The sequence below is a fragment of the Pseudomonas sp. GW460-12-10-14-TSB1 genome, assembly GCF_017349775.1.
Classification (GTDB): Bacteria; Pseudomonadota; Gammaproteobacteria; order Pseudomonadales; family Pseudomonadaceae; genus Aquipseudomonas; species Aquipseudomonas piscium.
Genome location: NZ_JACNAC010000012.1, coordinates 1 through 24,228, shown reverse-complemented (window position 1 = coordinate 24,228; position 24,228 = coordinate 1). Strand labels below are relative to the sequence as shown.

At 63.7% G+C, this 24,228-nt stretch carries 22 protein-coding genes; 10 read left to right on the top strand and 12 right to left on the bottom strand.

Annotated elements, in window-relative coordinates; genetic code table 11:
• The first annotated feature begins 133 nt into the window (after positions 1-133).
• The 3 genes from J4D52_RS10245 to ahpF all read left to right on the top strand — a co-directional run bounded on the left by J4D52_RS10245 (position 134) and on the right by ahpF (position 3,476).
• Positions 134-1,072 carry a site-specific integrase gene (locus tag J4D52_RS10245; RefSeq protein WP_063431319.1) on the top strand — a complete coding sequence of 313 codons (939 nt, stop codon included), beginning with the start codon at positions 134-136 and terminating at the stop codon, positions 1,070-1,072.
• A 151-nt stretch (positions 1,073-1,223) separates the two neighbouring features.
• Positions 1,224-1,787 (top strand): alkyl hydroperoxide reductase subunit C, encoded by a 564-nt coding sequence (gene ahpC / locus J4D52_RS10240; protein WP_007921754.1) that lies wholly within the window; start codon positions 1,224-1,226, stop codon positions 1,785-1,787.
• Positions 1,788-1,910: 123 nt separating this feature from the next.
• On the top strand, positions 1,911-3,476 hold the full coding sequence (gene ahpF / locus J4D52_RS10235; protein WP_102678105.1) for an alkyl hydroperoxide reductase subunit F: 1,566 nt from the start codon (positions 1,911-1,913) through the stop codon (positions 3,474-3,476).
• A 180-nt stretch (positions 3,477-3,656) separates the two neighbouring features.
• Here ahpF and gloA read toward each other — a convergent pair whose 3' ends face one another.
• Positions 3,657-4,178 (bottom strand): lactoylglutathione lyase, encoded by a 522-nt coding sequence (gloA, locus tag J4D52_RS10230; protein ID WP_102678106.1) that lies wholly within the window; start codon positions 4,176-4,178, stop codon positions 3,657-3,659.
• 195 nt (positions 4,179-4,373) lie between these two features.
• Here gloA and J4D52_RS10225 point away from each other — a divergent pair, with 195 nt between their 5' ends.
• Entirely contained in the window at positions 4,374-4,904 is a 531-nt protein-coding gene (locus J4D52_RS10225; protein WP_025808622.1) for a DUF4946 domain-containing protein, read from the top strand.
• Positions 4,905-5,131: 227 nt separating this feature from the next.
• On the opposite strand, the gene J4D52_RS10220 is transcribed toward J4D52_RS10225, so the two are convergent.
• The 3 genes from J4D52_RS10220 to J4D52_RS10210 all read right to left on the bottom strand — a co-directional run bounded on the left by J4D52_RS10220 (position 5,132) and on the right by J4D52_RS10210 (position 8,265).
• Positions 5,132-5,497, bottom strand: coding sequence for a histone-like nucleoid-structuring protein, MvaT/MvaU family (locus J4D52_RS10220; RefSeq protein ID WP_009044214.1), 366 nt, complete (start codon positions 5,495-5,497; stop codon positions 5,132-5,134).
• Positions 5,498-5,742: 245 nt separating this feature from the next.
• Positions 5,743-7,281, bottom strand: coding sequence for a cyclic diguanylate phosphodiesterase (locus J4D52_RS10215; protein ID WP_102678107.1), 1,539 nt, complete (start codon positions 7,279-7,281; stop codon positions 5,743-5,745).
• A 108-nt stretch (positions 7,282-7,389) separates the two neighbouring features.
• A complete protein-coding gene (locus J4D52_RS10210) occupies positions 7,390-8,265 on the bottom strand; it encodes a LysR family transcriptional regulator (protein ID WP_102678108.1) in 876 nt (291 codons plus the stop codon).
• A gap of 79 nt (positions 8,266-8,344) precedes the next feature.
• On the opposite strand from J4D52_RS10210, the gene J4D52_RS10205 reads away from it, so the two are divergent.
• The 3 genes from J4D52_RS10205 (at position 8,345) to hpaR (ending at position 11,188) form a co-directional block, all read left to right on the top strand.
• Complete coding sequence (locus J4D52_RS10205) at positions 8,345-9,292, top strand: DMT family transporter (protein WP_102678109.1); 948 nt, start codon at positions 8,345-8,347, stop codon at positions 9,290-9,292.
• Positions 9,293-9,544: 252 nt separating this feature from the next.
• The gene (hppD, locus tag J4D52_RS10200) at positions 9,545-10,621 is read left to right on the top strand and encodes a 4-hydroxyphenylpyruvate dioxygenase (RefSeq protein ID WP_016702457.1); all 1,077 of its coding nucleotides are present in this window, start codon (positions 9,545-9,547) and stop codon (positions 10,619-10,621) included.
• A 144-nt stretch (positions 10,622-10,765) separates the two neighbouring features.
• On the top strand, positions 10,766-11,188 hold the full coding sequence (gene hpaR / locus J4D52_RS10195) for a homoprotocatechuate degradation operon regulator HpaR (protein ID WP_007921772.1): 423 nt from the start codon (positions 10,766-10,768) through the stop codon (positions 11,186-11,188).
• Positions 11,189-11,304: 116 nt separating this feature from the next.
• Here hpaR and rarD read toward each other — a convergent pair whose 3' ends face one another.
• The 3 genes from rarD to J4D52_RS10180 form a co-directional block, all read right to left on the bottom strand.
• Entirely contained in the window at positions 11,305-12,186 is an 882-nt protein-coding gene (rarD, locus tag J4D52_RS10190) for an EamA family transporter RarD (RefSeq protein WP_053279434.1), read from the bottom strand.
• Between the two features lie 186 nt (positions 12,187-12,372).
• Positions 12,373-13,380, bottom strand: coding sequence for an aldo/keto reductase (locus J4D52_RS10185; RefSeq protein WP_102678110.1), 1,008 nt, complete (start codon positions 13,378-13,380; stop codon positions 12,373-12,375).
• Between the two features lie 103 nt (positions 13,381-13,483).
• Complete coding sequence (locus tag J4D52_RS10180; protein ID WP_102678111.1) at positions 13,484-14,383, bottom strand: LysR family transcriptional regulator; 900 nt, start codon at positions 14,381-14,383, stop codon at positions 13,484-13,486.
• A 162-nt stretch (positions 14,384-14,545) separates the two neighbouring features.
• Between J4D52_RS10180 and J4D52_RS10175 the strand changes: the two genes are divergently transcribed.
• Complete coding sequence (locus J4D52_RS10175) at positions 14,546-14,956, top strand: hypothetical protein (RefSeq protein ID WP_102678112.1); 411 nt, start codon at positions 14,546-14,548, stop codon at positions 14,954-14,956.
• 36 nt (positions 14,957-14,992) lie between these two features.
• Here J4D52_RS10175 and J4D52_RS10170 read toward each other — a convergent pair whose 3' ends face one another.
• Both J4D52_RS10170 and J4D52_RS10165 read right to left on the bottom strand, forming a co-directional pair.
• Positions 14,993-16,894: an acyl-CoA synthetase gene (locus J4D52_RS10170; protein WP_102678113.1), complete on the bottom strand. Its 1,902-nt coding sequence runs from the start codon at positions 16,892-16,894 to the stop codon at positions 14,993-14,995.
• A gap of 215 nt (positions 16,895-17,109) precedes the next feature.
• The gene (locus tag J4D52_RS10165) at positions 17,110-18,420 is read right to left on the bottom strand and encodes an MFS transporter (RefSeq protein ID WP_102678114.1); all 1,311 of its coding nucleotides are present in this window, start codon (positions 18,418-18,420) and stop codon (positions 17,110-17,112) included.
• 182 nt (positions 18,421-18,602) lie between these two features.
• On the opposite strand from J4D52_RS10165, the gene J4D52_RS10160 reads away from it, so the two are divergent.
• Both J4D52_RS10160 and J4D52_RS10155 read left to right on the top strand, forming a co-directional pair.
• On the top strand, positions 18,603-19,721 hold the full coding sequence (locus J4D52_RS10160; RefSeq protein WP_102678115.1) for a sugar diacid recognition domain-containing protein: 1,119 nt from the start codon (positions 18,603-18,605) through the stop codon (positions 19,719-19,721).
• 224 nt (positions 19,722-19,945) lie between these two features.
• A complete protein-coding gene (locus J4D52_RS10155; RefSeq protein ID WP_102678116.1) occupies positions 19,946-21,088 on the top strand; it encodes a glycerate kinase in 1,143 nt (380 codons plus the stop codon).
• 152 nt (positions 21,089-21,240) lie between these two features.
• Here the strand turns inward: J4D52_RS10155 and hpaI are convergent, their stop codons facing one another.
• Genes hpaI through J4D52_RS10140 form a run of 3 tightly spaced genes read right to left on the bottom strand, consistent with a single transcriptional unit; the run spans position 21,241 to position 24,166 of the window.
• On the bottom strand, positions 21,241-22,041 hold the full coding sequence (gene hpaI, locus J4D52_RS10150; protein WP_102678117.1) for a 4-hydroxy-2-oxoheptanedioate aldolase: 801 nt from the start codon (positions 22,039-22,041) through the stop codon (positions 21,241-21,243).
• 11 nt (positions 22,042-22,052) lie between these two features.
• Complete coding sequence (hpaH, locus tag J4D52_RS10145; protein WP_102678118.1) at positions 22,053-22,856, bottom strand: 2-oxo-hept-4-ene-1,7-dioate hydratase; 804 nt, start codon at positions 22,854-22,856, stop codon at positions 22,053-22,055.
• 2 nt (positions 22,857-22,858) lie between these two features.
• Positions 22,859-24,166, bottom strand: a complete 1,308-nt coding sequence (locus tag J4D52_RS10140; protein ID WP_102678119.1) for an MFS transporter — start codon at positions 24,164-24,166, stop codon at positions 22,859-22,861.
• Between the last annotated feature and the right edge of the window lie 62 nt (positions 24,167-24,228).

Sequence of the window (24,228 nt, the reverse complement as noted above, 5' to 3'; positions counted from 1 at the left end):
GTAATTTTACAATAAAAACAAAGATAAATATTCGGAATATTGACATGGGATATACTGGTATTACCCCATGTCATCGCCAGATCGCCCTGTTTCAGCCCGCCATTTCCATACCGCAACACGAGTCGAGCAAGCCATGAGTGAACTGGATCGTTATCTGCGCGCCGCGACGCGCGACAACACCCGGCGCAGTTACCGGGCGGCCATCGAGCATTTCGAGGTGACCTGGGGCGGGTTTCTGCCGGCGACCAGCGACAGCGTGGCGCGTTATCTGGTGGCGTATGCGGGGGAGCTGTCGATCAACACCCTGAAGTTGCGGCTCTCGGCCCTGGCGCAGTGGCACAACAGCCAGGGGTTCGCCGATCCGACCAAGGCGCCGGTGGTGCGCCAGGTGTTCAAGGGCATTCGCGCGCTGCACCCGGCGCAGGAGAAACAGGCTGAGCCCTTGCAGTTGCAGCATCTGGAGCAGGTGGTGGCCTGGCTGGAGCAGGAAGCCACCCAGGCCCGGCTCGATGACAATCAGCCAGCGCTGCTGCGGGCGCGGCGTGATAGCGCGCTGATTCTCCTGGGGTTCTGGCGCGGCTTTCGCAGCGATGAGTTGTGCCGGCTACGGATCGAGCATGTGCAGGCGGTAGCGGGCTCCGGCATCAGCCTGTATCTGCCCCGCAGCAAGAGCGATCGCGACAACCTCGGCAAGACCTGGCACACCCCGGCGTTGCGGCGGTTGTGCCCGGTCCAGGCCTATATCGAGTGGATCAACGCCGCCGCCCTGGTACGCGGCCCGGTGTTTCGTGGCATCGACCGCTGGGGCCATCTGAGCGAGGAGGGCCTGCATGCCAATAGCGTGATTCCGCTATTGCGCCAGGCCCTGGAGCGCTCCGGGGTCGCCGCCGAGCAATACACCAGCCACTCCCTGCGCCGCGGCTTTGCCACCTGGGCCCATCGCAGCGGCTGGGACCTCAAGTCGCTGATGAGCTACGTCGGCTGGAAGGACATCAAGTCGGCCATGCGTTATGTCGAGGCCAGCCCGTTTCTCGGCATGGCCCTGACCCAGGAAAAGCCGGTCGGCGAGTAAATGCAGATTTCTTCTATTAATACTGCGCGCTAATAGCCAAACCTAATCAGCAGCATCAGCTTTGCCAATGAGCCTTGGCTGGGAGCATTGGTTAGGATTCTCCCCATCAAGTTTTCAACCCAAGTTTTTACCCACTGATGGAGAATCACCGATGCCTATCATCAACAGCCAAGTCAAACCGTTCAAAGCAACCGCCTTCAAGAATGGCGAGTTCATCGAAGTGTCGGACGCCACTCTGAAAGGTAAATGGTCCGTCGTGTTCTTCTACCCGGCTGACTTCACCTTCGTTTGCCCAACCGAGCTGGAAGACCTGGCAGACAACTACGCCGAATTCCAGAAACTGGGCGTGGAAATCTACAGCGTTTCGACCGACACCCACTTTGCCCACGCGGCCTGGCACAACACTTCGCCAGCCATCGGCAAGATCCGCTACACCATGATCGGCGACCCGACCCTGGCCATCTCCCGCAACTTCGACGTGCTGATCGAAGAAGCCGGTCTGGCTGACCGTGGCACCTTCGTGATCAACCCGGAAGGCCAGATCAAGATCGTTGAAATCAACGACGGCGGTGTCGGCCGTGACGCTTCCGAGCTGCTGCGCAAGATCAAGGCCGCTCAATACGTCGCTGCCCACCCAGGCGAAGTCTGCCCAGCCAAGTGGAAAGAAGGCGAGGCCACCCTGGCTCCTTCCCTGGACCTGGTCGGCAAGATCTAAGTCTGTGACTCGCTACAGCAGGGCGGACCGCCGCACCTAAGTCAGCTGCACCGCCCTCAAGAACGCCCGGGCGAGATTCGCTCGGGCGTTTTTTTTCGATCTGAATAAAAGGAAATCGCCCGTATGTTGGACGCCAATCTTAAAGCCCAGTTGAAGTCATACCTGGAACGGGTCACCCAGCCGATCGAGATCGTTGCCTCTCTCGACGACGGTGCGAAATCCCAGGAAATGCTTGAACTGTTGAAAGACGTTGCCAGTCTTTCCAGTCAGATTACCTTGCTCGACAACGGCAGCGATGGACGTAAACCATCGTTCTCGATCAATCGCCCGGGTGCCGATATCAGCCTGCGTTTCGCCGGCATCCCCATGGGCCACGAATTCACTTCCCTGGTGCTGGCCTTGCTGCAAGTCGGCGGCCACCCCTCGAAAGCCAGTGTCGAGGTGATCGAACAGATCCGCGCCCTCAAGGGTGAGTTCAACTTCGAGACTTACTTCTCGCTGTCCTGCCAGAACTGCCCGGACGTGGTCCAGGCACTGAACCTGATGGCGGTGCTGAACCCGAACATCCGTCACGTCGCCATCGACGGCGCGCTGTTCCAGGATGAAGTCAACGATCGCAAGATCATGGCGGTCCCCAGTGTCTACCTCAATGGCGTGAACTTCGGCCAGGGCCGCATGGGCCCGGAAGAGATCCTCGGCAAGCTCGACACTGGGGCCATCGAGAAACAGGCGGAAAAAATCAGTGCCAAGGACGCCTTCGACGTCCTGGTGGTCGGCGGTGGCCCGGCCGGTGCGTCGGCAGCGATCTACGCGGCCCGTAAAGGCATCCGTACCGGTGTCGCGGCCGAACGTTTCGGCGGCCAGGTACTGGACACCATGGCCATCGAGAACTTCGTCTCGGTCCAGGAAACCGAAGGACCGAAACTGGCCAGTGCCCTGGAAGAGCACGTTCGCCAGTACGACGTCGACATCATGAACCTGCAGCGCGCCAGCGCGCTGGTACCGGCCAAGGAAGTCGGCGGCCTGCACGAAGTGCGTTTCGAAAGCGGCGCGAGCCTCAAGGCCAAGTCGCTTATCCTGGCCACCGGAGCCCGCTGGCGCGAGATGGGTGTGCCCGGCGAGCAGGAATACAAGGCCAAGGGTGTGTGCTTCTGCCCGCACTGCGACGGTCCGCTGTTCAAGGGCAAGCGCGTGGCGGTTATCGGTGGCGGCAACTCCGGCGTTGAAGCGGCCATCGACCTGGCGGGTATCGTCAGCCACGTGACCCTGCTGGAGTTCGACAGCAAGCTGCGCGCCGATGCCGTGCTGCAACGCAAGCTGTACAGCCTGCCGAACGTCAACGTGATCACCAGCGCGCTGACCAGCGAAGTCAAGGGTGACGGCCAGAAGGTCACCGGCCTGGTGTACAAGGACCGCGATTCGGGCGAGTTCAACACTGTCGATCTGGAAGGGATCTTCGTGCAGATCGGCCTGCTGCCGAACACCGACTGGCTCAAGGGCACCGTCGAGCTGTCGCCCCGTGGCGAGATCATTGTCGATGCCCGTGGCGAGACTTCGCTGCCCGGCGTGTTTGCCGCCGGTGACGTGACCACCGTGCCGTACAAGCAGATCGTGATCGCGGTAGGCGAGGGCGCCAAGGCCTCGCTGAGCGCCTTCGACCACCTGATCCGTACCTCCGCACCGGCCTGAGCCGACAGCGGAAAAAACAAAACCCCATGAGCCAAGGCTCATGAGGTTTTTTATTTGTATCCGAGGCTTCTGTAGGAGCGAAGCTTGCTCGCGATCAACGATGACGCGGTGGTTCAGACAAACCGCGTTATGCCTATCGCGGGCAATCGAGCGTCGACCGGCCGCTCCTACACAGGTGGGTTACAGCGGTGCAGGCTGGATGATCTCAACCCAGTAGCCATCCGGGTCCTTGATAAAGGCCAGGCTCTTCATGCGACCGTCGTTCAGGCGCTTCTGGAAATCGCAGCCCAGGGCTTCGAAACGTTCGCAGGCGGCGACGATATCCGGCACCGAGATGCAGATATGGCCAAAGCCGCGCGGGTCGGTGTTGCCGTTGTGGTAGGCGAAGTCCGCGTCGTGCTCGGTGCCGTGGTTGTGGGTCAGCTCGAGGATGCCGGGGATCGACTTCATCCACTCGGTGCGGGCCGCGGCATCGGCCGGGATCTGGGCCTTGTCCACCAGGGCCAGGAAGTACAGGCTGAATTCGGCTTCGGGGAAGTCGCGTTTTTCCACCAGCGAGAAACCCAGGACGCGGGTGTAGAAGTCCAGGGATTTAGTGATGTCCTTGACCCGCAGCATGGTGTGGTTGAACACGAAGTGGGCGGTGGCGGTGTCAGGCTGGGCAGTCACGCCGGGGAAAGTATTGAGTTCGTGCAGGCTCATGGGCCCTCCGGAAATGAAGTGGGCAAGAATATTCATGCTAATGAGCCCCTTGGCTTGCAGGGCTTCGGGCGTCCTTGCGGTCGGTCAATGATACGCAAGAGCGGCTGGGCGCACCAAACACAAAGCTACGAATCTGTTGCTCGATACTCCTGCCAGCCTCAGACTTCAGGGCTCGTCCCCTACGTGTTCATGACCATGCGCTTATCGTTCAAAACCCTGTGTCTGCTTGCGTCCTGGCTTCTGGTTCCGGCCCTGGCAGAGGCGGCGGACCCGGTGATCACCTGGCCCAGCGGCTGGCAGATAGAAGAGTTGCCACAGGCAGCGACAGAAGAGCCGGCGAAGGTATTCCGCCAGCGCGCAGTGAAGAACGATGCCGGCGGCACGCCGTTGATGGTCATGGAGTTGACCATGACTCAAGTGGAAAGTGGGCATCAGGTCAATCTGCAAGGAGTCTTGCTGGAGATGCGCAAGTCGGTGCAGAAGGACTTCGGGCGCGGTGGTTATCAAAGTGTCTGCACGCGTATTCACGACACGACATTGAGTCGTCTGGCGGCGCTGGAAACCACTTGCACCATTACCGAGAACGGCCGTCATGTGTTGTCGCAAACACTGGTGGCTGCTGTCGATGGCGATAAGGCCTATGTATTGTCTTATGCCGGACAGGCTGCGGTTTATGCCGAAAGTCAGGAGGAGATCCGCGAGGTGCGAAGTAGCCTGAAACTTTAGTGGAGGGGGGCGATTGTCCTACGTCGATCGGCGCGGTTCGCGCCTTTGAACTAAGTACAAAGTTGTAGGATCAAGCAGGGGGATTGCTACGCAGGTGCAGTTCCGGCTGGGTGTTTATTGCCGCTCAGGCAATCTATGGGCTGCAACTTATTCGATTTCGAAACAAACAACCTTGGCTTAAAGGTAAAGACCCTGCATGGGCAGGGTCTTTTATATACATCGGTTTCTTAACCGCGCAGCCAGGAATCTACAGTGGCGGCGCCGTACTGTTCTTTCCAGGCTTTAAGACCACGATGGTTGCCGCCCTTGGTTTCGATCAGCTCGCCGGTGTGCGGGTTCTGATAAACCTTGACCACGCGGGCACGACGGGTTTTCGGTGCGCCCGAGAGCGGCAGAGCGGATTTGCCCGGATGAGGATCGAGAATGGCGATAATGTCGCGCAGGCTTTTGCCGTAGGTCTTCATCAGGCCCTGGAGCTTTTCCTCGAACTCGATTTCTTTCTTGAGTCCGGCGTCGTTCTTCAGGGATTCCAGCTGGGCGAGCTGTTCTTGAAGGGCCTTTTCTGCTGCACGAAATTCAGCGAGTCTGGACAATATCTTTACTCCAATAGTGTATTTGGCTGATACCAACCGCAAACAAAGCTATAAGCCAAGAGCCTTAGAACGACTCGATTATAATGGCCCACCTGTGAATCTTGTACAGGCATGAAAAATTGTAGTAGTTAATCTGGCGCAAGTAAATCACGTCGTTGTTGATGCACACAATTTGCCATCTTCTGATTCAAATTGGTGCGCGAAACAATTGCCGAGTTCAATAAATTTTCATTAAAAATGGCTATTTAGTGGCGCGCCAGTGCTTGTAGGAACTCTTCTCCGGGCATCGGCCTGCCGAATAAGTAGCCCTGCAGGAAGTCGACGCCATGGGCGGCCAGATAGTCCTGTTGTTCCGCTGTTTCCACGCCCTCGGCGACTATTCCCAGTTCGAGTTTGCCCGAGAGTTCGATGATGCTGTCGAGTATGTGACGGGACAGGGCGTCGACACCGATCATGGCCACGAAACTCTGGTCGATCTTCAGATAGTCGACATTGAACTTGCGCAAGTAACCCAGGCTTGAATGGCCGGTACCGAAGTCGTCGATGGCGATCATCACCCCCAACTTGTGCAGCTCCTCGAACAGGCTATGGGTGATCGCCGTCGGTTCCACCAGTTCGCGCTCGGTTAGCTCCAGGACCAACCTCACCTTGCCTGGCGGGAACATGCCGAGAAACTCCCGGCAGTCCTCCAGCAACTCCAAATCCTGGCAATGGCTGGCGGTGATGTTGATGCCGATATGAAAGTCGTCGATGAAGGTATGGGCGTGAGGCGCCAGCAGCAGGGCGGTCTGCTGCATCAGCGAACGGGTCATGGGCACGATCAGGCCGGAATGCTCGGCGAAGGGAATGAACAGGTCCGGACGCACCAGACCTTCCCGGGGGTGTTTCCAGCGCATCAGCACTTCGATGCCGGCCCACTGTTTAGTGTCGCCACGCACCACGGGCTGGAAGTACGGGATGAACTCCGCCGCTTCCAGGGCGCGTTGCAGTTCATGGCTGGGTGACGACGAGCGTTTTTGTAGCCAGTGGCCCAGGGCCGCCGCCAGCACCCCGAAGAAAATCAGCAGGCTGAACAGGGCAGGGTATTGGGACTTCATGTAGAGCCAGATATCGCCCTCGGGGAACCCCGAATTGACGCTGTAGGGGTAGCGCGAAGAAGCCATCTGATAAGGGGCGACCGGGGCTGGCGGAGCGATGGATTGATGGACCTGGCCATCGTCGGCCAGCCAGTAGGGGCCGACTTGCAGTTGCAGCTCGGCAAAACGACTGATCAGGCGCAAAGCGTTGCTCAGGTGATAACCGTCGATGGTGGCCAGGACCGCGCGTTCGCCTTCTTGCAGGCGATAGACCAGCAGCGCGGTATTGGGCGTGACCGGGTTGCCGTCCATCAACCACAGCTTGCCGTCGACATAGTTGGCCGGGTCCAGCGCGAACGAGGATGGGCCGAGCAGCGAGCTGCAGTAATTGTCATTGCGCCACACCAGATTGGTCGAGCGTACGAACGGGCGGCGGGTCACCTGCTCGCGCAGGGCCAGTTGCCTGAAGTCGTCGCAGGGTTGGCCGACTTGCACCATCAGCGACCGGGCGGCGATGTCGGTGTTGTCGAGCATCAGGTCGAACTGACGGATCGCTTCCTCGGCGGTCTGCTGGCTGCTGTGGATCAGCGCGCGCTCGGCCTGCATATAGAGGATGACCACGCCCAGCAGAACCGGCAGCAAGCCGATCAGCAGGGTCCACAGGTTGCGGGTGGAGCGTTTCAACGGGCCTTTGGCGGTCAATGGCATGGAGGAAAAACCTGTGGCGAAGTGGGGGCCAGAGAACGCTCAACAGCCGGTGGACGGTACGGCGGCATCCGCTCCATGGGCATGATAGACGGCGCCCCCGGGTTGCGCTCAGTCATGGCGATACAGACTCCGCGCCTGCTCGATAAAGGCCAGGGTCGCCGGTGACGCCTGCCGCCGGTCCAGCACCGCCAGCCCTACCTGGCGCCGGACGGGGGGTGATAGTGCCTTGATCAGGTAACGCGGATCGCTGGCCTCGGGCAGCGACAACTGGGCGACCAGGGTCAGGGCATCGCCGCGGGCCACGGTCTCCAGGGTGCTGAGCAGTTGCGAGCTGCGATAGTGGATGTTGGGGCTGAGCCTGGCCGCGAGGAACAGCCGGGAAACCAGCTCGGCGGAACCGGCTTCGGTGAGGATGAACGGGTCGTCGCACAGCTCGGCGAGGCTCACCGAGTCCTTGCTGGCCAGCCCGTGCTGGCTGGGGATCAGCGCCACCATCTGGTCTTCCACCAGGGCGAAGCAGTCGAAGCGCTCCTGGGGTAGCACCACGAAACCGACATCGATACGGCGTTCCTCCAGCCATTGCAGCACCTGGCGGTCGGGCCCTTCGTCGATGTGCACCTCGATACCGGGATGAGCCGCGCGGTAACGCTGGAGGATCGCCGGGAGCAGTTTCATCGACGAAGTCGGGCCGAACGAGCCGATGCGCAAGGTGCCGCGTTTCATGCCGCGGGCGTCGGCGGCTTCCTGTTCCATGGTGGCGGCCAGGCCGAGGATGGCGCGAGCCCGCAGCAACAATTGCTGGCCGATATCGGTGAGTTCCACCAGTGACTGATGCCGGCGGATCAGCTCGACCCCCAGTTCCTGTTCCAGGGACTTGAGCGCGTGGGACACCGCGGACTGGCTGATACCCAGCCGGCTGGCGGCGCTGGTGAAGCCGCGCAACTCGGCCACCAGGGAGAAGATCTGCAGTTGGCTCAGGGTCATGAGTAAAAGCTCATTTTACGATGATCGGGCATTAGCCGAAGAATACCCGAACCTTCCTTCAACCGCGCCTCGGGGCCTTATGAAAACTGTCGATCAATCCTGTGCCGGACCTTCCGATAGGCCGGTGTATTGCAAGCTGGCGGCGGTCACCATGATCTGGGGTGGAACCTTCGTCGCTGGGCGGCTATTGGCGGGTACCTTGGAGCCATTGTTAGCCGCCAGCCTGCGTTTTCTCCTGGCCAGCCTGGCCTTGCTGCTGTTCATGGCGATCGCCCGGATTGCCCTGGTGCGCCCGAGCTGGATGCAGTTCGCCCAGCTGGCGGTGCTGGGGTTTTTCGGGATCTTTTTCTACAACCTGTGTTTCTTCGAGGGCTTGCAGTCGATCAATGCGTCCCGCGCCTCGCTGATCGTCGCCCTCAATCCGGCGGTGATTGCCCTGGCGTCCTGGGCGCTGTTCAAGGAGCGCTTGAGTGGCGCCAGGCTGTTCGGCATTGCCTTGTGCCTGGGCGGGGCAGGGGTAGTGATCCTCAGTCGCGATCCGGGGGCCTTGTCCAGCGGCCCGGGCAGTTGGCGCGGGGACCTGCTGATTTTTGGCTGTGTGCTGGGCTGGGGTGTCTATTCGCTGTTTTCGCGCAATCTGAACCAGAGCCTGGGCCCGTTGCAGACCGTGACCTATTCGATCCTGCTGGGCACGGCGATGCTCTGGAGCACCGCGGCGCTGCGCGGCGAGGTGCGGATCGAGGCGCTGGCGAGCCTGACCCTGGAGCAGGGCCTGAGCCTGCTGTACCTCGGCGTGCTGGGCTCGGCCCTGGCCTATATCTGGTACTACGACGGCCTGCGCAAGATCGGCGCGACCCGCTCGGGGGTGTTTATCGCGCTCAATCCGCTGACCGCGGTGCTCCTTGGCGCGCTGCTGCTGGACGAGCGCCTGAGCCTGGCCATGTGCCTGGGCGGCGGGCTGATCCTGTGGGGCATTTACCAGTGCAACAAACCCCTTGCGAGCCTGGAAAAAAAGCGGATTTTATAGAGAGTGCGGACAAACAGTTTTACGCTGTGTAGAATCTGGTTACGCATACAATAATAAAGTCTTCTGGCAGCAGAAGCCTCGCCCCCCAGCCGGTAAGACAGGGTCGACATGAAGATTCTCGGGTTCCAACTGATTTACGGTGATTTCCTCGCGCGCAGCGTGCGGGGCATCTCTTGCGCGCCACCTGCCTGCCTCAGCATTGCTAGCAACTAACGATCCGTTAATTTCTAAAAGCATGATGAGGCGCCAACCATGGCAGATATCTTCGAAAACCCGATGGGCCTGATGGGCTTTGAATTCATCGAATTCGCATCGCCTACCCCCAACACCCTCGAGCCGATCTTCGAGATCATGGGTTTCACCAAGGTCGCGACCCACAGGTCCAAAGACGTGCACCTGTATCGCCAGGGTGCGATCAACCTGATCCTCAACAACGAGCCCCACAGCGTCGCTTCGTACTTCGCCGCCGAGCACGGCCCGTCCGTGTGTGGCATGGCGTTCCGGGTCAAGGATTCGCAAAAGGCCTACAAGCGCGCCCTGGAACTGGGTGCCCAGCCGATCCACATCGAAACCGGCCCGATGGAGCTGCACCTGCCGGCGATCAAAGGCATCGGCGGCGCGCCGCTGTACCTGATCGACCGTTTCGGCGAAGGCAGCTCGATCTATGACATCGACTTCGTCTACCTCGAAGGCGTGGACCGCCATCCGCAAGGCGCCGGCCTGAAGATCATCGACCACCTGACCCACAACGTGTATCGCGGGCGCATGGCCTACTGGGCCGGCTTCTACGAGAAGCTGTTCAACTTCCGCGAGATCCGTTACTTCGACATCAAGGGTGAATACACCGGCCTGACCTCCAAGGCCATGACCGCGCCCGATGGCATGATCCGCATCCCGCTGAACGAAGAGTCGTCCAAGGGCGCCGGGCAGATCGAAGAGTTCCTGATGCAGTTCAACGGCGAGGGCATCCAGCACGTGGCCTTCCTTACCGACGACCTGGTCAAGACCTGGGATCAGTTGAAGAAGATCGGCATGCGCTTCATGACCGCACCGCCGGACACTTACTACGAAATGCTCGAAGGCCGCCTGCCGAACCACGGCGAGCCGGTGAACGAGCTGCAGTCGCGGGGCATCCTGCTGGACGGCTCCTCGGAAGAGGGCGACAAGCGCCTGCTGCTGCAGATCTTCTCGGAAACCCTGATGGGCCCGGTGTTCTTCGAATTCATCCAGCGTAAAGGCGACGATGGTTTCGGCGAAGGCAACTTCAAGGCACTGTTCGAATCGATCGAACGCGACCAGGTCCGTCGTGGCGTGCTGTCCACCGACTAAGCCACAGCCTGCCTGACAATCAAGCCCGGTCGGGGAATTCTCGACCGGGCTTTGTTTTGCCTGTCGGTTGGCGATTGTGAATGTGTTAATGTTCGGCCTTTGTGGCGCCGAGCGCCGCCATCCAGCCCTGTGAACGACCCGCACATGACCAACCCAAGACCTTCCCTGACATTGACCCTGCTTCAGGCCCGCGAAGCGGCCATGGCGTTTTTTCGCCCGTCCCTCAACCAGCACGACCTGACCGAGCAGCAGTGGCGGGTGATCCGCATCCTGCGCCAGAACGGCGAGCTGGAAAGCCATCAGCTGGCGAAAATGGCCTGTATCCTGCCGCCGAGCATGACCGGCGTGCTGACCCGCCTGGAGCGCGACGAATATGTCAGTCGGCGTAAATCCCCCGAGGACCAGCGCCGCTTGTTCATCACCCTGACGGAAAAGGGCGAGGCCTGTTTCGAGTCCATGAGCGGCGACATGGAAATCAACTACCAACGTATCCAGCAGCAGTTCGGCGAAGAGAAGATGCAGGCCCTGCTGGCCCTGCTCAACGAGCTGAAGCAAATCAAACCCTGACCCGGATGCTTCTGTAGGAGCGAGGCTTGCCCGCGATGAATACGGCGCGGTGCGACAGGCAGTACGCGTGGTCCGCATCGCGAGCAAGCTTCGCTCCTACAACAGCAACAGCCGGTTCAGCTTCTGCGCTGGCGCATCAGATGCTTGAACCCCTCGTACACCAGCACCAGTACCGCCAGCCAGATCGGCAGGTAGGTCAGCCATTCCCCGGCCTTGATGCTTTCTCCCAGCAGCAGGGCCACGCCCAGCAGCAACACCGGTTCGACATAGCTCAACAAGCCGAACAGGCTGAAGGGCAGCAGGCGGCTGGCGATGATATAGGCCACCAGCGCCGAGGCACTGATCAACCCCAGCAACGGAATCAGCAGGTATAGCCAGGGGTGTTGATCGACCACGGCAAACCCCTGCTCGCCGCTTTGTACGAACCACAGCGCGATCGGCAGCAGCAGCGCCATATCGAGCCACAGGCCGCCCAGGTTATCGGCGGCCAGGCGTTTGCGCAGCACGAAGTAGACGGGATAACCGATGGCCACCAACAGGGTCGCCCAGGAAAAACTGCCCACCTGGTACAGCTCGTTGAGCACCCCCAGGGTCGCCAGGCCGGCGGCGATCTTCTGCAAACGCGACAGCTGTTCGCCGTAGACGATGCGTCCGGTCAGGACCATGGTCAGCGGCAGCAGGAAGTAACCCAGCGATACATCCAGGCTGTAGCCATTCAACGGCGCCCACATGAACAGCCACAGCTGCACCCCGAGCAGCGCCGCGGACAGTGGCAGCGCCAGCAGCAGAAGCGGTTGGCCCAGCAGTCTCTTGAGGATCGCCCCGACATGCCGCCATTCGCCGCTCAGCAGCATGAACACCGTCATGCACGGCGCGGTGAGCAGCATGCGCCAGCCGAAAATCTCCACCCCGGTCAGGGGCGCCAGCAAGGAGGTGTAGAAATACATGACGGCAAACAGCACCGACGCCAAGACCGATAGAGCAATACCTTTAGACAAGCTGTCCTCGTGTGACCTGAACCAGGCAAATGGGGTGGAAGGAAAAACTGCGGGGAATATAGAGGGTTTGGCGCGAGACGTTTACTCGGATTTAGCGCAGGTTACGGGAAAATATCCCGTTTGCCGCCACCAACCGGCAGTGCGCCAGCGGGCGGCCCGCGGAAGAGGCCGCCACTGTGGGGGAGATCAGCGTGGCGTGCGTCCGGAGACGAAGTGGCTGACGTCGTTGAAGCCCGGGGTCGAGGCATGCCCCGGGGTGACCAGCGAATCGATGAAGGCTTCATCCTCGGCACTGATCTTCACGTCCAGCGCCTTGGTGTAGGCGTCCCACTGTGCCTCGGTGCGCGGGCCGACGATCGCCGAGCTGACCGCGGCATTGTTCAGCACCCAGGCGATGGCGAACTCGACCATGCCGACCCCGCGGCCCTGGGTGTACTGCTGGATCTGCTGGGCGATGCGCAGCGACTCGACGCGCCATTCGGTTTCCAGGATGCGTTTGTCCTGGCGCCCGGCGCGGCTGTTGCTGTCGGGGGCGACATCCGGCGCGTACTTGCCGCTGAGCACGCCGCGGGCCAGCGGGCTGTAGGGCACCACGCCCAGCCCGTAGGCCTGGGCCGCGGTGATCTGTTCGGTCTCGGCCTGGCGGTTGACGATGTTGTACAGCGGCTGGCTGATCACCGGCCGGTCGACGCCGAGCCGGTCGGCGACGCGGATCACCTCGGCGATGCGCCAGCCGCGGTAGTTGGACAGGCCCCAGTAGCGGATCTTGCCCTGACGCAGCAGGTCGCCGATGGCCGACACCGTGACTTCCAGCGGCGTGTTGTGGTCTTCGCGGTGCAGGTAGTAGATGTCGACGTAATCGGTGCCCAGGCGGGTCAGGCTGGCGTCGATGCCGTTGAAGATGTGCTTGCGGCTCAGGCCGCTGCGGTTGGGCACGCCATCGGCGGGGCCGAAGCCGACCTTGGTCGCCAGTACCCATTGGTCACGCTGGCTGGCGATGGCTTCGCCGACGATTTCCTCGGAACGGCCGTTGGTGTAGACGTCGGCGGTGTCGATGAAGTTGATGCCCTGGTCCCAGGCCTTGTCGATGATGCGCAGGGAGTCCTCGGTGCTGGTCTGTTCGCCGAACATCATGGTGCCGAGGGTCAGGGGGGACACGTGCAGCCCGGAATGGCCGAGGATGCGGTAGCTCATGTACGAAATCCTTGTGCGTGAGGTAAGGCCGGCGCGACAGCGGCCAGCGACCGGTCATGGGACGCCCATCAAATACCAGAACGGGCGTAGGGGGCAATCTGAATTATCCCGCCAGCAGCTGGCAGCGCGCCTGCAAAAAGCCTTGCAGCACCTTCACCCGTTCCGAGACCTGCAAACGGTGCGGGCACAGCAGGTTGAGCGGCACGCTTTCGCCTTGCCAGTCGCCGAGCAGGGACACCAGGCGCCCGGCGCGGATGTCGCTGGCCACATCCAGCCAGGCCTTGTAGGCGATGCCATGGCCGGCCAGGGCCCAGCGCCGCGCCACTTCGCCGTCGTCGCTGAGGTAGTCGCCGCGCACCTGGACTTCCTGCACCTCGCCATCCCGGCTGAAATGCCAGCTGTTGTAGGGGCGGCCGTTGCGCAGATAGACGAGGGCGCTGTGCTCGCTCAGTTCGGCGGGTGTTTGCGGGGTACCGTGGCGCGCCAGGTAGTCGGGGCTGGCGCAGGCCAGCCGGTGATGCCGGGGCAGGATCGGCAGGGCCACCAGGCTGGAATCGCTGGGCACGCCAAAGCGCAGGGCGACGTCCACGGTCTCGCGGAACAGGTCGCTGTGCCGGTCGTTGAGCAAGAGTTGCAGGCGGATATGCGGGTGTTCGCGCTTGAAGTCGTCCAGCCAGGGCAGCAGCAGGTTGCGCCCGAAGTCCGACGGCGCCGCCAGTTGCAGCACACCGCTGAGCCCCTGGCTTTGCTGCTTCAGGGCCTGTTCGCCCTCTGCCAGGGCCGCCAGCGCCACGCGTACGCTGTCCAGGTAACGCCGGCCTTCTTCGGTGAGGCGCATGCTGCGGGTCGAGCGCGCCAGCAGGCGCATGCCCAGGCGGGTTTCCAGGCGCTTGAGGGCGATGCTGGCGGCGGCGGGGGTCAGCTCCAGGCTGCGGGCAGCGGCGGAAATGCTGCCGGAGTCGGCGGTGCGGACGAAGACTTCAAGGTCGAGAATCGAGCTCATTGCTAAAAATCCTTTAAAGATCCTTGCGTTTTACCGGGATTTTTCCTCGATTATCAAGCTGAGAATATGCACTCACTTCCATCGCACAAGGGTGACCCCCATGAAACCGCTCACTACATTCTTGCCGGATCGCACCGCCGTTATCGGCGGCGGAGGTGTGTCATGACCTGGCATTTCGATCATCTGGCCTTCAACACCGTCGAGGGCGACGCCTTGCAGCAGGCCTTCCAGGCCTTGCTCGGGCTGCAGGCCGGACGGCGCCCGCCGTTTCCCTTTCCGGGGCGCTGGCTGTACCAGGACGGCCAGGCGCTGGTGCATGTGATCGAGCAACCGACCTTCGCCGAGACGGCGCTCAGCCATATCGCCTTCAGGACCGAGGAGGATGCCGCGGTGGTATTGCAGCGGGTCCAGGCCAGCGGCCTGCCGCATCAGGTGGCGCAGGTGCCGCAGGACGGCACCTGGCAGATCTTCGTGCGCATTCCGGGTGGCCTGGTGCTGGAACTGGATGCGCCGGCGGGCGCCGACCTGCATCCGGGGTATCGCTATGAAGCGGATGGCGGCGCGCCTGACTGAAGCGCGGCGACCCCGATTGCCGGGGCCGCCGGCAACTCAGGCCGAGTGCAACTGGTAGCGCACCGCGTAACCGCTCAGGCGTTGGTCCAGGGCCGCGCGGCGGGTCGCATCCAGGTCGGGCACATGGATATCCACCCGTTGTCCGTGGCGCTCGTCGCTGACGGCCTCGACGCGGATGCCCTCGGCAACCTGGCGGACTTCGTCCTCGAACACCCGGCGAATGGCGTCCAGGCGCAGGGCCGGCTTGAAGGTCTTGCCCACGGCCGTCAGGGGAATCTGCTCGAGCAGCCAGACGTCCTTGGGCAGCGCGGCCCGTTCATGGATATGGCGCGCGGCGTGCTCCAGCAGTTCGGCCGGATCGGCGCTGGCGCCGGACTTGAGCTGGACGTACACCACCGGCAGTTCGCCGGCCTTGATGTCCGGCTTGCCCACCGCCGCGGCCATGGCCACGGCCGGGTGGCGGTGCAGGGCTTCTTCGATCATCTGCGGGTCGATGTTGTGGCCGCCGCGGATGATCAGGTCCTTGCTGCGCCCGGTCAGCCAGATGTAGCCGTCCCGGTCGATGCGCCCCAGGTCGCCGGTATCGAACCAGCCGCCGTCGAGCCACAGGCCCTGGTTCTTGTCGGCCTGCAGATAGCCCTTGAACACCGTCGGCCCGCGCAGGCAGACGTTGCCGGGTTCGTCGCTGGCGGCGTCGCGCAGGTAGTGGCCATCGCTGTCGAGCACAGCGATCTTGACCTCGCAATACGGCAGGCGCAGGCCGATGGAGCCGATCCGGCGCTCGCCGTCCCGAGGGTTGCAGCTGGTGGCGCAGGTGCTTTCGGTGAGGCCGTAACCTTCGATGATCTTCAGCCCCGAGCGCGCCTCGAACTGACGGATCAGCTCCACCGGCATCGGCGCGGCGCCGCACACCGCAAAGCGCAGGCTGGAAACGTCGATGCCGTCGTTGGGTACCTGCAGCAAGGCGGCAAAGATGGTCGGCACACCGCTGAAACAACTGATCCGGTAACGCTCCACCAGGTGCCAGAAATCCTTGATCAGCGTCGGGTTGCGGTAGCCCTGGGGTCCGGCCAGCAGTACCCGGGCGCCGCGGTGGAAGGCGGCGAGGCCAGTGAGTATCACCCCGTTGACGTGGAACAGCGGCAGCCCGCAGAGCAGCACGTCGTGGCTGCTGTAATCGCCGTGCAGGCCAATGATCTCGGCCATCGCCACTTCATTGAGGTGGCTGTGGGGCGCCAGTTTCGGCGTGCCGGTGGTGCCGCCGGTGTGGAAGTACGAGGCAATGTCGTCCGGCCGGATCACCCGGCCGCTTTCCAGGTGGTCGGTGGGGCAGGCGGCGAGCAGGGTGTCGAAGTCCAGCACGCCCTCCGGCATCGCCGGGCGCTGGCTCTTGATCGCGCTGCGTTGCGGCTCGGGCAGCAGGTTGGCCAGGTCAATGGTGACTATGGCTTCCAGTTCCGGCAGGCGCTCGCGCAGGTTGGCGACCTTCTGCCAGAGGTCGGTGCCGGGGAAGGGCGCCAGGGTCACCAGCACCGTGGTGCCGGATGCGCGGACCAGCTCGGCGATGTGCTCCGGCTCCAGCAGCGGGTTGATGGCGTTGACGATCCCGGCGGCTTCGCCGCCCCAGATCACGTAATGGGTCTGCGGCAGGTTGGGCAGCAGGAAGGACACTGCCTTGCCCGGGCGGATGCCCAGCCGGTGCAGGGCGTTGGCGGTGCGGGTGACCTGGGCGAACAACTCGGCGTAGCTGATGTTCCAGGGCTGGTCCTGGAGGCTGCCCTGGGGCAGGAAGGTCAGGGCGGTGCGCTCGCCGAAACGGCTGGCCGAGCGTTGCAACAGTTCATAGGTGCTGGCGGGAAGATTGCGCTGGGCCAGGGGCTGCTGCTGTTCCAGGGCTTGGATATCGCTCAGGCGGGCGAGGGAGATGGGCGCGGTCATGATCCTGTGGGTCTTCCTTCGGTAAGGTCTGCGAGGGAGTCATCAATCGATCCAGCCAATGGAAAACTGCCGCGGCCGGACATCTGTCCGATATACCACGGGGGCGCCCGGGCGGGCTGTTGCTTTTTGTAGCGAGGCGGTGACAAACCCGCGGCTTGTCCCAGGAAGCCGGGCCCGCCAGAGGGCAGGCCCGGTGGCAGGCTCGGAGGCGTGGCTCAGCGTTTCAGGCTGCGGGTCATGCGCAGGGCCAGCAGGCTGCCGGTGACGATCACGCCCGCCAGCAGGTACAGCGCGGCGTCGGTGGAGCCGGTGCTGTCCTTGACCCAGCCGACGATGTAGGGGCTGAGGAAACCGGCCATCTGGCCCATGGAGTTGATCAGCGCCAGGCCACCCGCGGCGGCGCCGGCACTCAGTAGCGCGGTCGGTACCGGCCAGAACATCGGCAGGCCGGTGAGGGCGCCCATGGTGGCAATGGTCAGGCCGAGGATGGCGATGGTCGGGTTGGCGGCGAAGTTGACCGCGATCACCAGGCCGATGGCGCCCATCAGCATAGGTACCACAAGGTGCCAGCGGCGTTCCTGGAGCAGGTCGGCCGAGCGACCGACCATCAGCATGAACAGCGCCGCCAGCAGATAAGGAATGGCGCTGAGCCAGCCGATCACCAGGTTGTCGCTGAAGCCGAGGTTCTTGATGATCGACGGCAGCCAGAAGTTGATGGCGTACACGCCGCTCTGGATGCAGAAGTAGATCAGGCCGAAGGCCCAGATGGCCGGGTTCTTGAACACCGCCGCCAGGGAATCGCCGGTGGTCCGCGGCTTGCGCGCGGCGTCTTCGGCCTGGTCGGCTTCCAGCAGCGCGCGTTCCTGCGGGCTCAGCCACTTGGCGTGGGCGAAATTGTCATTGAGCAGGAAGTACGCCAGGGCGCCGAGGATCACGGTGGGGATGCCCTGCAGCAGGAACATCCACTGCCAGCCGGCCATGCCACCCTGGCCCGCGGCGAAGTGGTTGAGGATCCAGCCGGAGAACGGGCTGCCGAGCAGGCCGGAGACCGGGATCGCCGACATGAACAGGGCCATGATGCGGCCGCGGCGGAAGCTCGGGAACCACTGCGAGAGGTACAGCACCACGCCGGGGAAGAAGCCGGCCTCGGCGGCGCCGGTGAACAGGCGCAGGGTGTAGAACTGGGTCGGGGTGGTGACGAACAGCAGGCAGGTCGACAGCGTGCCCCAGGTGATCATCATCAGCGCGATCCAGCGCCGCGGGCCGAACTTGTTCAGCGCCAGGTTGCTCGGCACGCCGCACAGCACGTAGCCAATGAAGAAGATCCCGGCACCGAGGCCGTAGACGGTTTCGCTGAATTTCAGGGCATCGAGCATCTGCAGCTTGGCAAAGCCGACGTTCACCCGGTCGAGGTAGTTGAACAGGTAGCAGATGAAGATGAAGGGGATCAGGCGCAGGGTGATGCGCTTGTAGACGGCGTTTTTATCGTCATCGGTGGCCAGGGTGGCAGCGGCGCTCTGTGACATGGCGTGTCTCTCTTTATTATGATTTTTTGCGATGCGAGGTTAACGTTGATCGCCCCGAGAGTCTCGGTCACCCCATGGGCCGCTGTCTTTGTGCCGGCGCACAGGGTTTGCCGGCATCCCCTGTGCCGGTGAACAAGCCTTCGCCATCGCACCCGAGCCCGCTTTCCTAGGAACACGTCGCTATGTTCGAACTGGATCACGACCTGGCGCAGGATATCGTCGACCGGACGATGGCCATCCTGCCCTACAACGTCAACGTCATGGACAGCCAGGGTCTGATCCTTGGCAGCGGCGAGCCCGAGCGCATCAACACCCGCCACGAAGGCGCGCAACTGGTGTTGGCCAACGGCCGGGTGGTGGAGATCGACGCGCAGACCGCCAAGCACCTCAAGGGCGTGCAGCCGGGGATCAACCTGCCGCTGCTGCACGACCAGCGGCTGATCGGCGTGCTGGGCATCACCGGCGAGCCGGAACTGCTGCGCACCTATGCCGAGCTGGTGCGCATGACCGCCGAGATGCTGGTGGGCCAGCGCCACCAGCAAGCGGAACAGCAATGGCGCCGCCAGCGTTGCGACGACCTGCTGGCGCTGCTGCTCAGCGACAGCGGGGATTCGCCGCGGCTGGTGGACGAGGCGCAGCAGATGGGCCTCAAGCCGCAGCTGCTACGCACGCCTTATCTGTTCGAGCTGGGCCCGGAGCAAGGGGCGGGGCAGACCGTCGAGGCCTTGAGTGCCTGGCTGATGTCCCGTTACCCGGACAGCTGGTGCGTCAGCTCGGCCAAGTCCTCGTTGCTGTGGTGCCGGCCGGCGACCCTGAGCGTCGACAACCCGCGGCTGCTGGAAAAACTCGACAGCCTGGGCTGGAACATCCTGCGCATCGCCGTGGGCGGCCAGGCCGACGGACTGGCAGGGCTGCGCCGCTGCTACCGGCGGGTCGGCGACTTGCTCGCCTATGGCCGTGACGTGCTGCCCCAATCGCGGCTGCTGACTCTCAATCGTTTCCGTTTGCCGGTGATGCTCTGGCGCCATCGCAATGACGATGCCCTGGACGAGTTGCTCAGCCCCTTGCGCAAGGTCATCGCCAAGGACAGCAATGGCCAGCTGCTGGCGACCCTGCGCAGCTGGTGCGACCACGACGGCCAGAGCCAGGCCTGCGCCGACGCCCTGGGCATCCACCGCAACAGCCTGCGCTACCGCATGGAGCGCATCGCCGAACTCAGCGGCGTCGACCCGCTCAAGCTCGACGGCATGCTGGCGCTGTACCTGGGGGTGCAGCTGTTGCCGCAGACCGACGCACCCTGACCACAGCATTCGTAGGAGCGAGGCTTGCCCGCGATGGCCACACCGCGGTGAGCCTGATACACCGCGGCGCCTTGATCGCGGGCAAGCCTCGCTCCTACAGGGCTGCGTCTGGCTCCTATGATTGTGACAATGAACAATAAAGCCGCCCCACACTTGTGCAGCCGACCGGGGTCAAGGTCGCGGCCAACTGGCAGCATGGGCGCCATAAGAACCGGAGATAGCCCATGAAAATCATCATCGCCCCCGACTCCTTCAAGGACAGCCTGAGTGCCTCTGGCGTGGCCAGCGCCATCGCCGATGGGCTGGCGCGGGTGTGGCCGCACGCGCAGCTGATCCAGTGCCCGATGGCGGACGGCGGCGAGGGTACCGTGGAGTCGATCCTCGATGCCTGCGAGGGCCAGTTGCGCACCACCCGGGTTCAGGGGCCGCTGGGGGCGCCGGTGGACGCGCGCTGGGGCTGGCTGCCGCAGAGCCAGACCGCGATCATCGAAATGGCCGAGGCCAGCGGCCTGCAACTGGTGCCGCCGGGCCAGCGCGATGCCTGCACCAGCAGCACCATCGGCACCGGCGAGTTGATCCGCGCGGCCCTGGATGCCGGCGCGCAACGGGTGATCCTGGCCATCGGCGGCAGCGCCACCAACGACGCCGGCAGCGGTGCCTTGCAGGCGCTGGGCGTGCGCCTGCTGGATCGCGGCGGCCAGGCTCTGCCGCTGGGCGGCTTGGCCCTGGCACAGGTGGCGCGAGTCGATCTGAGTAACCTCGACCCACGGCTGGCCGAGGTGCGTTTCGAGATCGCCGCCGACGTCAACAATCCTCTCTGTGGCCCTCACGGCGCCTCGGCGATTTTCGGCCCGCAGAAGGGCGCGTCGCCACAGCAGGTCGAACAGCTGGACCGCGCCCTCGGTCAGTTCGCCGACCAGGCCGCCCAGGTGCTGGACAAGGACGTGCGCGACGAGCCGGGCAGCGGCGCCGCCGGTGGCCTGGGGTTCGCCGCCAAGGCCTTCCTCGGCGCGCGCTTTCGTCCGGGGGTGGAAGTGGTGGCCGAGCTGGTGGGGCTGGCTGAGGCCGTGCGGGGCGCGGACCTGGTGATTACCGGCGAAGGTCGCTTCGACGCCCAGACCCTGCGGGGCAAGACCCCCTTTGGCGTGGCGCGCATCGCCAAGCAGCACAATGTGCCGGTGATTGTGATCGCCGGGACCCTGGGCGAAGGCTACGAGCAGATGTATGGGCACGGCGTGGATGCGGCCTTTGCCCTGGCCTCCGGCCCCATGACCCTGGAGCAGGCCTGTGCCGAGGCACCGCGCTTGCTGCGGGACAGGGCGGCGGATATTGCCCGGGTCTGGCGCTTGGCGGCACGCCAGGGCTGACGTCATCGCGGGCAATCGAGCGTCGACCGGCCGCTCCTACAGGATTGCGTCGTCCCCATTTTGCGGATCGACATAGTCTTCTGTAGACGCGAGGCTTGCCCGCGATCAGTTCTACCTGACACCCCCGCGCCGCCAGGATCGCCCGCAGAATCTTAGTAAACCCCACCACCCGAGGTAGGCGCCGCCACCTCCTTGTACTGCCCCAACAACCCCTGCAAGCCCTTCATCAGCACCGTGGTATCCACCCCCACCGCGACGAAGTTCGCCCCCAACTCGATATAGCGCTGCGCCAATGTCCGGTCGGCGCTGAGGATCCCGGCCGCCTTGCCAGCCTTGCGGATCCGCGCGATGGCGTCCTCGATCGCCGCGACCACTTCGGGATGCCCCGGGTTGCCGCGATGGCCCATGGACGCCGAGAGGTCGGCCGGGCCGATAAACAAACCATCGACCCCCTCCAGGGCGGCAATGGCATCCAGGTTGGCCAGGCCTTCGAGGTTCTCGATCTGCAGCAGCAGGCACATCTGCTCATCGGCCTGGTCCAGGTAGCCGGGAATGCTGTTCCAGCGCGAGGCCCGGGCCAGGGCGCTGCCGACGCCACGAATGCCCGCGGGCGGATAACGCATGGCGCGCACCAGCTGCCGGGCCTGTTCGACGCTTTCCACCATGGGGATCAGCAGGGTCTGGGCGCCGATATCCAGCAGCTGCTTGATCAGCGCGGTGTCGCCCACCGGCGGGCGAATGATGCCTTGCACCGGGTAGGGGGCGATGGCCTGCAACTGGCCAAGCAGGCTGTTGAGGTCGTTGGGCGCGTGTTCGCCGTCCAGCAGCAGCCAGTCGAAACCGGCGTTGGCCGCCAGCTCCGCGCAATAGGCATTGGCCAGGCCCAGCCACAGGCCGATCTGCGGCGCGTCTTGCCGCAGGCGTTGTTTGAAATGGTTGATCGGCAGTTGCATGAGCGTCCTCCTCAGACAAAACGGCAGGCGATGCTGCCGAGCTGATCGTAGTCGATGTGGAAGGTATCGCCGGGGCGGGCGGCCACCGGGCGGGTGAAGGAACCGCCGAGGATGATCTGTCCGGCTTCCAGGCCGACGTCGTAGGCCGCCAGCTTGTTGGCCAGCCAGGCCACGCCCTTGGCCGGGTGGTTGAGCACCGCGGCGGATACCCCGGACTCCTCGATCACCCCATTGCGGTACAGCACCGCCGGCACCTTGCGCAGGTCGATGTCGCCAGGGCGCACCGCGCGGCCGCCCATGACCACCCCGGCGTTGGCGGCGTTATCGGAAATGGTGTCGAACACCTTGCGCGTGACCTGGGTCCGCGGGTCGACCTGCTGGATGCGCGCGTCGATGATCTCCAGGGCCGGGATCACCCACTCGGTGGCGTCGAGCACATCGAACAGCGTGCAGTTCGGGCCCTTGAGCGGCTTGCCGAGGATGAACGCCAGCTCCACCTCGACCCGCGGCACGATAAAGCGCTGGAAGGGAATGTCGCTGCCTTCCTCGAACAGCATGTCGTCCAGCAGGGCACCGAAGTCCGGTTCGGTGATGTTCGACGACACCTGCATGGCCCGCGAGGTCAGGCCGATCTTGTGCCCGACCAGCTTGCGCCCGGCGCGGATCTTGTGTTCCACCCAGCTGCGCTGGATGGCATAGGCGTCCTCGATGGCGATGCCGGGAAACTCCAGCGACAGCTGGGCGATCTGTTCCCGGTTGCGTTCGGCGGCGTCGAGGCGGGCGGCAGCCTGCTGGATGTCCGAAGTGCTGAGCATGGTTACTTCTCCTGGGGATTGACGATAAGGGCCGGCACCCGCAGCACCAGCCAGGCGCCGCCGGCGATCAGCAGGGCCAGGGCATAGAGGGCGAGGCTGGCGCTCTGGGTGGCGTCGCGGACCACGCCGATCAGGTAGGGCGCGAGGAAGGCGGCGATGCTGCCGAAGGAACTGATCAGGGCGATACCCGCGGCTTGGGTGTTGCTGGCGAGAAAGGCCGGCGGCAGTTGCCAGAACATCGGCAGCGCGGCGCTGGCGCCCATGCCGGCCACCAGCAGCCCGGCCATCACCAGCCAGGCGTTGTCCGGGGCCAGGCCGGCGGCGATCAGGCCGAGGCTGGACATCAGCAGCGGCACGCTCAGGTGCCAGCGCCGTTCGCGCAGGCGGTCGGAGGAACGGCCAACGCCGATCATGAACAGGCAGCCGGCCAGGTACGGCAGGGCACTGAGCATGCCGACGCGGCTGTCGCGGGCGATACCGGCGTGGTGGATCAGGGTCGGCATCCAGAAGGCGATGGTGTTGACCGCCAGCATCACCGCGAAATAGATGCACACCAGCAACCAGATGTGTCTGTCCTGGAGGATGCCGGCGAAGCGGGTGATCGGCTTGTGCTGTTCTTCCTGGCTCAGGGCCGCGTGCAGTTGCTGCTTTTGTTGGTCGCTCAGCCAGGCGACGCTGTCGATGCTTTCCGGCAACGCCTTGAGCACCACCAGGCCGAGCAAGACCACCGGCAAGCCTTCGATCAGGAACATCCATTGCCAGCCGCGCATCCCGCCCAGGTCGTGAAAGCTTTCGAGAATCCAGCCCGACAGCGGCCCGCCGATCACCCCGGCCATGGGCACGGCGATGGCGAACAGCGCGGTCACCTGGCCCCGGCGGCTGGCCGGGAACCAGCGGTTGAGCAGCACCAGGATGCCGGGGAAAAACCCGGCCTCGGCCACCCCCAGCAGAAAGCGCAACAGGTAGAAGCCGGCGGCGCTGTCCACCAGCAGCATGGCGCTGGACAGCAGGCCCCAGACCACCATCAGGCTGGCGATCCAGCGGCGCGGCCCGACCCGATCCAGGGCCAGGTTGCTGGGTACGCCGAACAGCGCGTAGGCGATGAAGAACAGGCCGGCGCCAAAGCCGTAGACGCTGTCGCTGAAGCCCAGGTCCTGGGTCATCTGCAGCTTGGCGAAGCCGATATTGATGCGGTCCAGGTGGGCGAAGATGTAGCAGGTGAACAGCAGCGGCATCAGGCGCCAGGTGATCCGCCGATAGGTGTCGGACGTCTCCGCGGCGCTGGGCAGGGCTAGGGTCGAGCTGGACATGGGCGGGGCCTCTTTATTGTTCTTGTCGATAGGGCGCGGACTCTGTAGCCGCTGCCGAAGGC